The sequence below is a fragment of the Streptomyces sp. 63XJN7_1_ISO-PGPR-S23-121 genome, from assembly GCF_056173025.1.
In genome coordinates, this window is the sequence record NZ_CM149653.1 from 4,197,946 (window position 1) to 4,210,567 (window position 12,622).

General features: G+C 71.5%; 12 protein-coding genes. 8 read left to right on the forward strand and 4 right to left on the reverse strand.

Annotated features, from left to right (window positions below; translation table 11 throughout):
• The first annotated feature begins 236 nt into the window (after positions 1-236).
• The 8 genes from AC0VYN_RS18780 (at position 237) to AC0VYN_RS18815 (ending at position 7,526) form a co-directional block, all read left to right on the forward strand.
• A complete protein-coding gene (locus AC0VYN_RS18780; RefSeq protein ID WP_475531856.1) occupies positions 237-1,151 on the forward strand; it encodes a YceI family protein in 915 nt (304 codons plus the stop codon).
• A gap of 68 nt (positions 1,152-1,219) precedes the next feature.
• Positions 1,220-1,822 (forward strand): HD domain-containing protein, encoded by a 603-nt coding sequence (locus AC0VYN_RS18785; RefSeq protein WP_475531857.1) that lies wholly within the window; start codon positions 1,220-1,222, stop codon positions 1,820-1,822.
• Positions 1,823-2,039: 217 nt separating this feature from the next.
• Entirely contained in the window at positions 2,040-3,329 is a 1,290-nt protein-coding gene (locus AC0VYN_RS18790; protein WP_475531858.1) for an MFS transporter, read from the forward strand.
• A gap of 108 nt (positions 3,330-3,437) precedes the next feature.
• On the forward strand, positions 3,438-4,268 hold the full coding sequence (nadE, locus tag AC0VYN_RS18795; RefSeq protein WP_475531859.1) for an ammonia-dependent NAD(+) synthetase: 831 nt from the start codon (positions 3,438-3,440) through the stop codon (positions 4,266-4,268).
• Positions 4,269-4,516: 248 nt separating this feature from the next.
• A complete protein-coding gene (locus tag AC0VYN_RS18800) occupies positions 4,517-5,122 on the forward strand; it encodes a GOLPH3/VPS74 family protein (protein WP_475531860.1) in 606 nt (201 codons plus the stop codon).
• 384 nt (positions 5,123-5,506) lie between these two features.
• On the forward strand, positions 5,507-5,644 hold the full coding sequence (locus AC0VYN_RS18805; protein WP_385457357.1) for a hypothetical protein: 138 nt from the start codon (positions 5,507-5,509) through the stop codon (positions 5,642-5,644).
• A gap of 227 nt (positions 5,645-5,871) precedes the next feature.
• On the forward strand, positions 5,872-6,429 hold the full coding sequence (locus AC0VYN_RS18810; protein WP_386921053.1) for a YceI family protein: 558 nt from the start codon (positions 5,872-5,874) through the stop codon (positions 6,427-6,429).
• Positions 6,430-6,560: 131 nt separating this feature from the next.
• Positions 6,561-7,526, forward strand: coding sequence for an alpha/beta hydrolase (locus AC0VYN_RS18815; RefSeq protein ID WP_475531861.1), 966 nt, complete (start codon positions 6,561-6,563; stop codon positions 7,524-7,526).
• A 201-nt stretch (positions 7,527-7,727) separates the two neighbouring features.
• Here AC0VYN_RS18815 and AC0VYN_RS18820 read toward each other — a convergent pair whose 3' ends face one another.
• The 4 genes from AC0VYN_RS18820 to AC0VYN_RS18835 all read right to left on the reverse strand — a co-directional run bounded on the left by AC0VYN_RS18820 (position 7,728) and on the right by AC0VYN_RS18835 (position 12,388).
• Positions 7,728-9,308: an IS1182 family transposase gene (locus tag AC0VYN_RS18820; RefSeq protein WP_475536814.1), complete on the reverse strand. Its 1,581-nt coding sequence runs from the start codon at positions 9,306-9,308 to the stop codon at positions 7,728-7,730.
• A gap of 69 nt (positions 9,309-9,377) precedes the next feature.
• On the reverse strand, positions 9,378-11,051 hold the full coding sequence (locus AC0VYN_RS18825) for a sodium/solute symporter (protein WP_475531862.1): 1,674 nt from the start codon (positions 11,049-11,051) through the stop codon (positions 9,378-9,380).
• Positions 11,048-11,491 (reverse strand): DUF485 domain-containing protein, encoded by a 444-nt coding sequence (locus AC0VYN_RS18830; protein WP_475531863.1) that lies wholly within the window; start codon positions 11,489-11,491, stop codon positions 11,048-11,050. The genes AC0VYN_RS18825 and AC0VYN_RS18830 overlap by 4 nt, the downstream gene beginning before the upstream one ends.
• 285 nt (positions 11,492-11,776) lie before the next feature.
• On the reverse strand, positions 11,777-12,388 hold the full coding sequence (locus AC0VYN_RS18835) for a hypothetical protein (RefSeq protein ID WP_475531864.1): 612 nt from the start codon (positions 12,386-12,388) through the stop codon (positions 11,777-11,779).
• Between the last annotated feature and the right edge of the window lie 234 nt (positions 12,389-12,622).

Genomic DNA, 12,622 nt, shown 5'->3' on the forward strand with positions numbered 1-12,622 from the left:
GGTCCGGAGCGCGGCGATTCACCGCATTGCAGCACTGTTGTACGCCGATTCTTCGGCCTGGAGTCGGTTCTGCCAGCTCATGACCCCTGAGTAACCCTGCGCGAGACGACGGCTTTATGATCGTTAACGAACTGCCGCGTCACGCCCGCGCCCCCTTCCGGAGGGTTCTTGACGACCGCGAACGCAGGAGGTCGAGCGGGACGCGTCAGTGACACGCGTGATGAAAGGTGAACTCCATGGCCCTCGGGCTGCTCCGACGCCGGCGTTCCCGCGGCTCGTCCGATGCCCCGCCGAGCCTGTCGGTCCCCCTGCCGCCCGGCGCGGGAGGTTTCGGTTTCGAGGTCGTCGACCCCATGGGACAGCCCATGGGCGGAGCCGACGTCACGGTGACCGCGGTGGACAGCCACCGCGTGGCGACCCACGGGACCACCGACCCGAACGGCTACTTCGTGGCCACGCTGCCACCCGGCTCCTACAGCGTGATGACGGTGGCCGAGGGCCTGGCGCCGGCCCGCGAGAACCTCGACATCACCGCCGGAGTGGCGCTTCCTCCCGTGCGTGTCGCGCTGGAGTCCGCCCGCCAACTGGAACTGCCGACGGCCGGCACCTGGCTGTTCGACCCCCCGCACACCGCGATCCGCTTCATCGCCAAGCACGTGGGCATGGCCCATGTGCACGGCCGCTTCACCCGCTTCCAGGGCGGTATCCGCGTCGCGCCGAACATGGCCGACTCCCACGTCTCGGTGCGCATCGACGCCTCGAGTCTCACCACGGGCAACAACACCCGTGACAACCACCTGCGTTCCGCGGACTTCCTCGACGTCGAGCGGTATCCGTACATCGACTTCACCAGCACCCGGTTCGTCTACCGCGGTGGGTCCAAGTGGACGCTGCACGGCACGCTCACCATGCACGGCACCAGCCGCTCCGTCGGTCTCGACACGACCTACCTCGGGACGGTGAACGGCGGCTACGACCAGGAACTGCGTTGCGCGGCGCTCGCCAAGGCGGAACTCCACCGGGAGGACTTCACCCTCAACTGGCGTTCCATGCTGGCCCGCGGCATCGCGGTGGTCGGGCCGACCGTCCAACTGGAGCTGGACGTGCAGGCGATGTACCGCACCCACGACACCCCCACTCCCCCGGAGTAGGCGACGGTGGCCGGGGATCCGCCGGGCGGCCTCGTCGTCGTCATCGAGGACGTTGTTAGGCTCCCCCGGTGAGGATTCCGGGAACCGAAGAGATCCGTGCGCTGCACCGGAAGTACGCCCCGACCACCGAGGCGTTCGATCTCGTGCACACCCACTGCGAGATCGTCTGGAGCATCGCCGAGCAGCTCCTCACCGCGCCCCGTCTCGGTCACCTGGACGCCGAACTGGTCCGCGCCGGCTGCCTGTTGCACGACATCGGCGTCTACCGCCTCTACGGGGACGACGGACGGCTGGACCACGGCAACTACATCCGGCACGGGCTGCTCGGCCACGGGATCCTGGAGGACGAGGGCTTCCCGGAGACGCTGCGCCGCTTCTGTTCCCACCACACGGGAGTGGGGGTCACCAAGGAGGACGTCGTGACCCAGGGCCTCCCCCTGCCCGTCGCCGACTACCTGGCGGTGACGGACGAGGAGCGGCTGGTCATGTACGCGGACAAGTTCCACAGCAAGTCCAGGCCCACGGCGTTCCTCACAGCGGACGAGTACGCCTCCCAGGTGCGCCGCTTCGGTGCGGACAAGGTCACCGCTTTCCAGGCCCTGCGCACGGAGTTCGGCGATCCCGACCTGTCCGTGCCGCCGCCGCGCGGCGCGACGCCCGCCCGGCCGTGACCGCCGTCGGCTACGGTACGGCGCACGGAGTCACCCACGAGGAGTCGAGACATGGTCGGTCGTCCGAGCGCGCGTTGACGTTGTGGGCCGTGACCGGCCCGTCATCGCGTGCTGCCCCTGATGCGCGGCACAGCGAGCCTTCCCCCGCCCGAACACCGCCGGCACACCGTTCAGGTGCCGGCGGCGGGCCTCGTCGTCGGCCACCCGAGGGACTCCCGTGCCGTCCGCTTCCCCCGCCGTACCCGATTCCGTCGAGCCCGTGCCCTCGAGCCTGTGGGGGGACGCCGACTTCCGCAGGCTCTGGCTGGGTCAGACAGCCTCTCAGCTCGGTGAACACACGAGTCTGGTCGTCCTGCCGCTCCTCGCGGTCCTGACGTTCGACGCCAGTGCCGGTCAGCTGGGCGTCCTCCGCGCGGTGGGCCAGGCGCCGGTGCTGCTGCTCTCGCTCGTCGCCGGCGCGTGGGTGGACGGGTGGCGGACCCGGACGACCATGGTGCTCGCGGACGCCGGCCGGGCTCTGGCGCTGGGCGCCGCCGCATCGGCCTGTGTCCTCGGCCTCATGGTCCTGCCCGGCCTGCTCGTGCTGGCCTTCGCCGTCGGAACGCTGTCCGTGTTCTTCGACGTGGCCTACCAGACGTCTCTGGTTCGCATGGTGGAACGCGACCGGCTCGTGCGGGGCAACAGCGCACTGGAGGGCAGCAGGTCCGCGGCACAGGTCGGGGGTCCCGCTCTCGGCGGTGCGTTGGTGTCGCTGCTGTCGGCACCGGTCGCTGTCGCCTCCGGCGCACTGTTCTTCGCGTTGTCGTTCCTGTCGATCCGGCGCGTCCGCCGGTCCGAAGCGGTCCCGGGACGCGCGGAGCACGCGCCCCGGGTCCGGCGCCGCGTTCGCGAGGGCCTGCGCTTCGTGGCCGGCGACCCCGCACTGCGGACCGTGTGCCTGGCCTCGGCCGTCTTCCAGTTCTCCTTCGCGGCCGTGACGACCGTCCAGCTTCTCTTCCTGCCGCGGGAACTGCACCTGTCGGGCACGGTCGTCGGGCTCGCGCTCGCGGCGGCGGGGCCGGGGGCGCTGGTCGGCTCGGCGCTGGCCGCACGGCTGCCGAGCCGGTTCGGTCACGGCGTCGTGCTCGTGTGGGCGGCGGTGCTCGGCGACGGCGCGTTCCTGTGTGTGGCGGCGCTGCACGGTTCGTCGGCCGTGACGGTCACCGCGCTCGTCGCGGTCGGCTTCGTGTTCGGGCTCGGCGGCCAGTTGGTGAACGTCACGCTCATGGCCGTCCGGCAGGCCGTCACTCCGGACGGGATGCAGGGCCGGGTGGCCGCGACGATCACGTTCGCCGGCATGGGGACGGCGCCGCTGGGTTCGCTGGCCGGCGGATTCCTCGCGGCGGAGTGGGGGCTGCGCACGAGTCTCCTCGTGACGGCCGCGGGCATGATGCTCTCCCCGGCGGTGATGGCCTTCTCCCCGCTCGCCCGCCTGGGCCGTGAACTTCCGGAACCGGGCCGCCCATGACGCGGTTCACCGCCCGAGCGGCCTGCGCCTGACGCGGCCCCCATGCTGGTGGGGGCGTCTGGGTAGGCTGGGAACGGCAGCACAACGCGAACGAGATCAGGAGCAGACGTGAGCGAGCCGGCGCCCATCGCCCAGCAGCAGCAGATCGCCAGGGAACTCCACGTGGCAGAGAACTTCGACGCCGAGCAGGAGATCGAGCGCCGGGTGGCCTTCCTCGCCGAGCGGCTCACCTCCACCGGTCTGCGGTCCCTCGTCCTCGGGATCAGCGGCGGAGTGGACTCCACGGCCGCGGGCCGCCTGTGCCAGCTCGCCGTCGAGCGGGCCCGCGCCGCCGGCCACGAGGCGCGTTTCTACGCGATGCGGCTGCCCTACGGCGCCCAGGCCGACGAGCACGACGCGCAGCTCGCGCTCTCCTTCATCCAGGCCGACCATGTGCTGACCGTCGACGTCAAGCGCGCGAGCGACGCCGCGCTGGAGGCCGCGGTGACCGCCGACGTCGCCTTCCGCGACGCCCACCACCAGGACTTCGTCCTCGGCAACATCAAGGCCCGGCAGCGCATGATCGCCCAGTACGCGGTGGCGGGGGCGCACGACGGCCTGGTCGTCGGTACCGACCACGCCGCCGAGGCCGTCTCCGGTTTCTTCACGAAGTTCGGTGACGGCGCCGCCGACCTGGTGCCGCTGACCGGCCTGACCAAGCGCCGGGTGCGCGCCCTCGCCGACGCGCTGGGTGCTCCCTCCGAGCTGGTGTGGAAGACGCCGACGGCCGACCTGGAGACCCTCGCCCCGGGCAAGGCCGACGAGGACGCCCTCGGAGTCGCCTACGACGACATCGACGACTTCCTGGAGGGCAAGCCGGTGGACGAGGCGGTCTTCAAGAAGATCGTCGCGCGCTACCACCTCACCGAGCACAAGCGTCAGCTGCCCATCGCCCCCTGAGGGAGTGGGTGTCACCGCCCGCCGGGTGTCCGCCCGGCGGGCGGCGGGGCCGGATGCCGGTGCCGCTCGGTACGACGCCGTTCTGCTTGGGCGGCCACGCCGACCTGACGGTGGATCAGCAGCACCGCGATGACCGGGCCGTACGTAAGCTGGGATTGCCACGATCCCCACGCCCAGCCGGCGTGACGGAAGCGATGGCCTGGGTTACCGCTGCCGTCCCTACTGCGCATCCGGTTACGGAGTCCGACATGACCACACCCATGGACCTGCTGATCGTCACCTTGGAAACCGCCTCCGACCGCCCTGTGGAGAAGGGCGATCTCTCGCTGGCGCTCGCGGGGGCGGAACTCGTCGACCTGCTCGGCACCGGAGCCGTCACTCTGCACGGCGACCGCATCGTGCCCGGCACGCAGCGGGGCATGGACGATAGTCTGCTGGACGAGGCGGAGTCGTCGCTCGACCGGGTGGCGCCGTACGAGTCCGTCGAGGATTGGCTGTGGCGCCGGGGCCGCGGCCTGTCCGAGGCATATCGCGCCACGCTGGAAGCGGAAGGGGACGACACCCGGCAACGGCGCGGCTGGCTTCGCCGCAGGTCCGACCGGCAGACTCCGGTCGACTCGCCGGCCTGGCGCCACGCGGCCGAGCGCTGGAGGTCGGGCGAGCCGGTCCTCTCCGGCCTCGCCGCCGTCGTGGGGGTGCACGACGAGCCGGTCGGCGACTTCGAGGGTTTCGACGCCGACGCGCTCGTGACGGTACTGACCGCCGTCGAGGACGCCGTGACGGAACTCGCGGGGGTACGGCAACAGCGGCAGATCGAAGAGGCGGCCTTCGACAACATCTGGCGAGCGCCGTGACGTCGTGCGAGGCCCGGCGGCGGACCACTCCCCCGGCCCCGGGACTCGGCCGTCCGGGGGCTTGACCGACGACACGCCACGCCAAAGTGCGCACGGCATGCATCACGGCGGGATCATCCGAGGTAGAGAAGGGCGGCGACGCCCAACCCGAATCAGCAGATCGTCAAGTGCGCGACCTGCAGCGCGTGTTCCCCAGCTGCGCCGAAGCCCGTCCCTCCGTGACCGAGGCGCGGTACCCAGCCCCGAAGCGTGTGTTCCCTGCTCCTCCTGTTCCGTTCGACGTCGCCCCCTCCGGCACCGGCCTACGACTCTCGAGCACCGCGGTCCCGAGAGCGCGGACCGGGCCCTGGCCCCAGGTCAGTACGCACGAAGGGGAGGTACGCAATGCGCGAGTGGAAGGTGTGGCGGAGGTTTCGCAGGAGCTGCGTCATCGTGGCGGCCGGCATGACGGCCACGTACTGGACGCTGCGCACCGTGCAGGCCGGGATCGACCTGTACGGGTCCGTCGGCCACTGGGTGTGACGGCCCGGGAAGCCGACGGGTGACCCGGCAGTGGGGTCCCGGAGGGAAGGGACGCCGAACGGGGCCCCGCTGTGGAGACGACTCAACCGATGGCTCGACATCACCGGTCAGAGTGCACTCCGGGAGTAGTTCGCGCGTCCGGGCGAGCCGGGGACGCGCGACGGCCTAGCGTGCTTCGGGAACGTTCCGGACGATCGCCGCCGTGATGCCGACCTTCAAGGAGAACCATGACCACGCCCGCCGGCCACGCCGACCTCACCGGGGACTACGTCCTCGACCCCGCCCACACCCGTATCGGTTTCGTGGCCCGCCACGCCATGGTGACCAAGGTCCGCGGGGCGTTCCACGAGTTCGAGGGCACCGCCCATCTGGACGGCGCCGAACCGGCCCGCTCCACCGCTCACGTGGTGATCAAGACCCAGAGCATCGACACCGGGGTCGAGCAGCGCGACGAGCACCTGCGCACCAACGACTTCCTCGACGCCCCCAACTTCCCCGACATCACCTTCCGCACCACCTCGGTCGAGCCGCGCTCCGGCACCGAGTACCGCGTCACCGGGGACCTCACCATCAAGGACACCACCCGGCCGGTCACCATCGACTTCGAATACACGGGCAACGCCGTCGACCCCTTCGGCAACCAGCGCGTCGGTCTGGAGGGATCGGTGACGATCTCCCGCAAGGACTTCGGTGTGACCTGGAACGCGGCCCTGGAAGGCGGCGGCGTGCTGGTCGGCGACAAGATCGTCCTGGAGTTCGACATCTCCGCGATCAAACAGGGGTAGGCGGAGCGCGGCCTGGCGAGAGTGGCGAGTTCGTCGGTTCGCGTGGGCAGGCCGCGCCTGTTCCATCGGTCCCGCCGGACGGCCGAGTCCCCGGCTCGCCGCCCACCGCCATCCCCTACGAGGAGCGACCCATGTCCGAGTCCGCCACCCGTCCCGTGCTGGAGCCTGCCGCCGCTGCTTTCGCCGAGGCCACCGCGAACCCGCCGTACCTCTTCGACCTGGGGCCGGTCGAAGGCCGGAAGACGGTCGACGAGGTCCAGTCCGGTGAGATCGGCAAGCCGGAGATCGCGGAGGAGTGGGTGACCGTCCCCGGCGGCCCCACGGGATCGGTCAAGGTCCGCATCGTCCGCCCCGCCGACGCTCGGAGCGTCCTGCCGGTGATCCTCTACATCCACGGCGCCGGCTGGGTCTTCGGCAACGCCCACACCCACGACCGACTGGTCCGCGAACTGGCCGTCGGCGCCGGAGCGGCCGTGGTCTTCCCCGAGTACGACCTCTCGCCCGAGGCCCGCTACCCCGTCGCCATCGAGCAGAACTTCGCCGTCGCCCGCTGGATCGTCACCGAAGGCGCCGCGAACAACCTGGACGCCACCCGTATCGCCGTGGCCGGCGACTCCGTGGGCGGCAACATGACCGCGGCGCTGACCCTCATGGCCAAGGAGCGCGGTGGCGTCCCCCTGGTGCAGCAGGTGCTGTTCTACCCGGTCACCGACGCGAGCTTCGACACCGCCTCCTACCACCAGTTCGCCGAGGGCTACTTCCTGCGCCGCGACGGCATGCAGTGGTTCTGGGACCAGTACACGACCGACGCGAGCGAGCGCGCCCAGATCACCGCCTCCCCGCTGCGCGCCACCACCGAGCAGCTCACCGGCCTGCCCCCGGCCCTGGTCATCACCGGCGAGGCCGACGTGCTGCGCGACGAGGGCGAGGCCTACGCCAACAAGCTCCGCGAGGCCGGCGTCCCCGTCACCGCCGTCCGCCACCAGGGCGTCATCCACGACTTCGTGATGCTCAACGCCCTGCGCGAGACCCACGCCGCCCAGGCCGCCATCACCCAGGCCATCACCACGCTGCGCGACGCCCTGGGCACCAACTGACCAGGTAGCGCTGAGGCCGGCCGTCCCGTTTTCGCGGGCGGCGGGTGGGCCGACCACCGCCGCCCGCTCGGGCCACCGCGTGGAGACACCGCCTGGCCGATCGCCCCCCGTCGGCCAAGAGGTCGTTCACTTGGACACCTAGAAGACTCATGAAGATCTTGGTGAGGGGCTGTCCGGCCGTAGGCCGGGCGGCCCCTTGGTCTATGCGGTTGCTGGGTTGATCGTCCAGGTGCTGCCTGTTCGGGTGAGTCCGAGGTTGATCAGTCGGCGGAGGTTGAGGGCTGCTGCTCGGGTGTGTAGCCAGGTGTTGTTGGCGATGGTGCCGCGATAGCGCAGGCGGCGGTTACCGTGCTGGACGAGCCAGGCGACGGCGCGTTCGACCGGGGGTCTCCAGCGCCTGTAGTGGGCTTGCCAGTCGGGGTCGGTGGCGGCCTGGTCGCGGGCGGCTGCCTGGAGGTCGTGGTGCGGGCGGATGGTCAGGATGCGTCCGGCCTTGGCCTTGGTGCACCGCTCGCGCAGGGGACATCCGGAGCACAGGTCCTTGAAAGCGGCCTTGCGCTGCTGGTGCTGTCCTCCGGACTCGGAGAGGGGAACGGTGTGTCCGGCCGGGCAGGTCACGGTGGCGGCGGTGGTGTCGATAGCGAAGTCGTCGGGGGTGAAGCCGCCGGGGACGGCCGGCCGCAGCGGGGCCGGTTTGAGGAACAGCCGGTGACCTTGCTGCTGAAGGGTGTGGCGGACGTCGCTGGTGGAGTAGGCGGTGTCGCCGAAGAGATCGAGGGCAGTGTCCTCGTCGGCGAGCAGGTCCAGGCCCACCTTGGCCTCGTGGTGCTCGGGCCCGGCCCCGGGTGTGAGGGCGACGGCGGTGTATAACCCCGTCTCCGGCTCGATCGCGAGGTGGGCTTTGTATCCGTCCTGCCGGCGGGTGCGGCTCTTGTGGACGTGCCGGGACTGAGGATCGACGGTGGAGACGGTCCGGTCGTAGGCGGTGCCGCGGGTGATGCGCCAGCGGCCGTCGCGGCCGTCGGAGTCCTCGGCCGGCTCCACGTCCTGCCCGGCGACCAGGGCCAGCAGGCCGACCGCGTTCGCGGCCCTCTCGCCCAGTTCCTGCTCGGGAAGGTGGCCCAGCAGCCTGAGCGCGTCGCCGACGAGGGCGTCGACGAGAGCGGCGCGGGCCTGTTCGTCATTCCAGGCGATGCGGGGTTTGCCGGGATCGGTGTAGTCATGGGCGGTGCACTGCACGGCCGCGACCCGGTCGGCGCCGGGGACTTCGCGGATCACCGCGCGGACGGCGGCGATCAGCTGGGTGACGGTGTCCTGGGTGGCGACCGCGTCGTCCAGCACGGTGGAGTCCAGAGCCCGCCGGTGCTTGCCCTTGAGGACCCCGGTGGCCTTGACCACCTCCCGCACCGCCTCGAAGACGCGGTCGGGCCGGGCGGAGCGGGAAAGGCGGCGCCGGAAGTAGGCCAGCAGCGAGGGGTCGAACGCCATGTCATGCAGACCGAGCCCGCAAGCGGCCTTCCACCGCAGGTCACACCGCAGCTCCTGGACCGTCTCGAAGTCCGACAGCCCGTGCAGGGCCTGCAGTGTGATCGCCGAGGCGAGGATCTGCGGCGGCATACTCGGCCGCCCGTTCGCCGAGGGGTACATGTCCGCGAACATCTCCGCCGGGAACAGCGCACCACGGTGCTCGGCCAGGAACGCGAACACACTCCCGGCCGGGATCAACTCCCGGCAGGTCTCCCACACATCCGGCCCGACCGTCTCCCCGGCCCATTCCCCCATCACCACGAAACGAGTCTGGCCCCGCCGCTCACGCGGCGGGGCCAGAACCCCAAGATCTTCATGAGCCTTCTAGGGCTTGTCCCGCCGATCACGTACGGAGCGGGAGATCGCGGTGGTCCCGTCCGGGCTCCATTCCGGCCGGCGCCTCGGTGGGCCGGCGAGGATGCGGTGCTCGACGGCGGCGTACCGGTCGCGCTCGCGCCGTGCGCCGCGGCGGCCGCCCAGGAGGGTGCCCAGCCAGCCGAACACGAAGCCCAGCGGCACCGACACCAGGGCGGTCGTCGTGAACGGGAACCAGTCGAAGTCGGCCTCCGGGAAGGCCGAGGTCGGCGAACCGGAGACCAGCCGGGTGCCCGACATGAGCACCAGGACAGTGACCGAACCGCCGATCAGCGTGCACAGCAGACCGGTGCGGCTGAAACGGCGCCAGAACAGCGAGTACACCAGGGCCGGGGCGATGGCCGAGGCGCCCATGCAGAAGGACAGCGTCGCGAGCGGCTGCAGGCTGCGGTGCTGGAAGAGGGCCGCCAGCAGGACCACCGGTACGCCGACGACGAGCGCCGAGACGCGTGCCAGGGTCATCTCGCGCGGCGGCGCCATGCCGGCGGACCGGGAGGCCGCCACGTCGTGCGCCAGCGAGTTGGCGCAGGCGAGCGTCATGCCTGCCACCGACGCGAGGAGGGTGAGGAAGACCGCCGTCGTGACCGTGCCGAACAGCAGGCTCTCCACGCGGGACACCTCGGGCCCGAACGCCGCCCGCGCGCCCAGCAGATAGGCGGTGCTGCCGCGCGGGTCGGCCGCGGTGATCCGCTGCCGGCCGACGAGCGCCGTGGCGCCGATGCCGATGACGGTGATCACCAGCATGAACAGGGCGACCGCCGACACCGCCCAGGACATGGTGCGCATCACCTGCCGGGCACTGCCCGCGGTGTACATGCGCATGGTGACGTGCGGCAGATAGGCGCCGCCCAGCACGATGGCGACCTGGGTGCTGACCATGTCGGCCGCGGGGTGCGGCCCGTCCGCGAACTGCAGTCCGTAGCGCAGGAACGCCTCACCGGCCCCGCTGCGCCGTGCGGCCGTGTCGACCATCGTCCCGGGGTGCCAGCCGAAGGTGTGGAGGATGAGCACGGCGACCACGAGACCGGAGCCGAGGAGGATCACCGTCTTGAGGATCTGGATCAGTGCGGTGCCCTTCATCCCGCCCAGGGCCGCGTAACTGATCATGAGCGTTCCCGCCCCGACGATGCAGCCCGTCTTCAGGACGCTGCCGGAGAAGCCCAGGACGAACGCCAGCAGCTGTCCCACGCCCGCCAGTTGCACGATCATCATCGGCATCAGCGACAGCAAGGTCACGGCGCAGGCGGTGACGCGCACGGACCGGCCCGCCGTGCGCCGGCCCAGCGCGTCGCCCATCGTGAAACGGCCCGTGTTGTGCAGCGGTTCGGCGAACAGGACCATCAGCAGCAGCAGGGACAGCAGCGTGCTGAGGGCCAGTACGACACCGTCGTAGCCGCACAGCGCGATGACGCCGCCGATGGTGAGCACCGTCGCCGCGGAGATGTAGTCGCCGGCGACGGCCAGGCCGTTGCGCATCGGGGACAGCGAACGGTAGCCGGTGTAGAACTCCTCCAGGTCGTCGCGGCCGGGGCCGGTGACCACGCACAGCAGCAGCGTGACGGTGACGACACTGCAGAAGGCGACGAGGGACCAGGACTGCGCGGAGCCGCCGAGTTCCGTCATCCGCGCGGCTTCCCGTCACCGTCGTCCGGGGCTGCGTACCGGCCGACTCTCCGGGCCAGGGGATCGACGTACCGTCGCGCCGTGTACTCGAACAGGACGACGGCCAGCCAGGTCACCGGAACCTGCACCAGGGCGAGCAGCAGTCCCGTGGGCAGACCGCCGAGGACGGGGCGCGCCATCAGGGCGGGGGCTTCGACGGTGAGCGTGAGGAAGACGGCGAAGTACCCGAGGGCGACGAGGGTGGCCACCCTTCGCTGCCATCGGCCGGCGCGGCGCAGTACTCGCAGCGCGCGATGGTAGCCGTAGGCCGAACCACGACGGGCCCCGCTTCCCGGTCGCTCGTCGGCCGGTGGGAGCTGAACCGGCAGGTACGAGGAGGCGGAGGGGGCCCGTCCGTTCTGCTGTCGTAAGGGGGGTGACTCGGAGCGGTCGTAGGACATCTCGAACTCCTGGGGCGGCCGGGGCCCGACGTGCACGGACCGCGCGAGGGTGGGGGCGGTTCGGGTCTCCGCACGCTATGCGGGCGGTCGGCCCACGCGGAGGGTTTCCGTTGAACTTCGCGAGGGCGGCCCGGGGCGGCGTCGCCCTCGGTCGTTGCCCGTGGTGCTGCTGTGCCGCCGGTGTCCTGAGGGGCTGGCGGCGACTCCCCCCCCCCCCCCCCCCCCCCCCCCGCACACTGTCGATCCCCAGTTCGTCGTACAAATGCTCGGACGCCTGTCCACGGCTCAGCGGAGATCGATCAGCCGGTGCAGCGGGGTGCCGTACGCCCAACGCCTCAGCAGGCTGCCGTCCATCAGGCGGGTGTTCTCCTCGGCCCGCGCCCACCGGACGTCGCGCCCGGTGAAGGTGCCGCGGTGCACGACCAGCCGGAGCCGTGGCGGGAGGCCCCCGCGGTGTGCCGGGGCGGGCGGCGGATCCTCGTCCGGGAGCGGCTCGGCCACCGGGCGGAACGCGACCTCCAGCCGGTGCCCGCGGTCGTGGCGGGCCCGTACTCGCGGCCGGACGCCGTCGTCTGCCGACCGCCGCACGGTCCAGCCGTCCCGGCGGAGCATGCGGCACACGGCCAGCGCGAGGCCGTCGGTGTCGAGTTCCGCGATCTCCTGCGGCGTGTAGTACCCGCGGCGGCGCCGGGTCAGCGGCCGACGGCGCCGGACGACCACCGGTACGACGACCGCCCCGAGGGCGAGCACGGCCAGCGGCACCGCCGGGCCGAGGAAGCGGTAGGCCACCACGAGGCCGGTGAACGCGCCGCACGCCGTGAGGACCGTTCCGGCCAGCGCCGGAAGTACCTCCCGCAGCTCGGGTCCGTACGTGCCGCCGGCTCTCAGCAGGCGCACCGCCTGGCGTCGCCGTGCTCTCCTGGACTCCTGGACTCCGGTTCCCGGACGGCACCATGTCACGGGCCAGTTCCCCCCAACCCCGCGCACGCACGCGTGGACGAGACATACCCGAGGTGTCAGGGACGCATCCCCGAGGGGGCGGCTTTCGGACAGGCCTCCCGACGCCTGCGCGGCACACGGCTGTTCCCGGCGAGCGCCCTGCCGCCGGACGGGAGACGGTGAGGACCATGA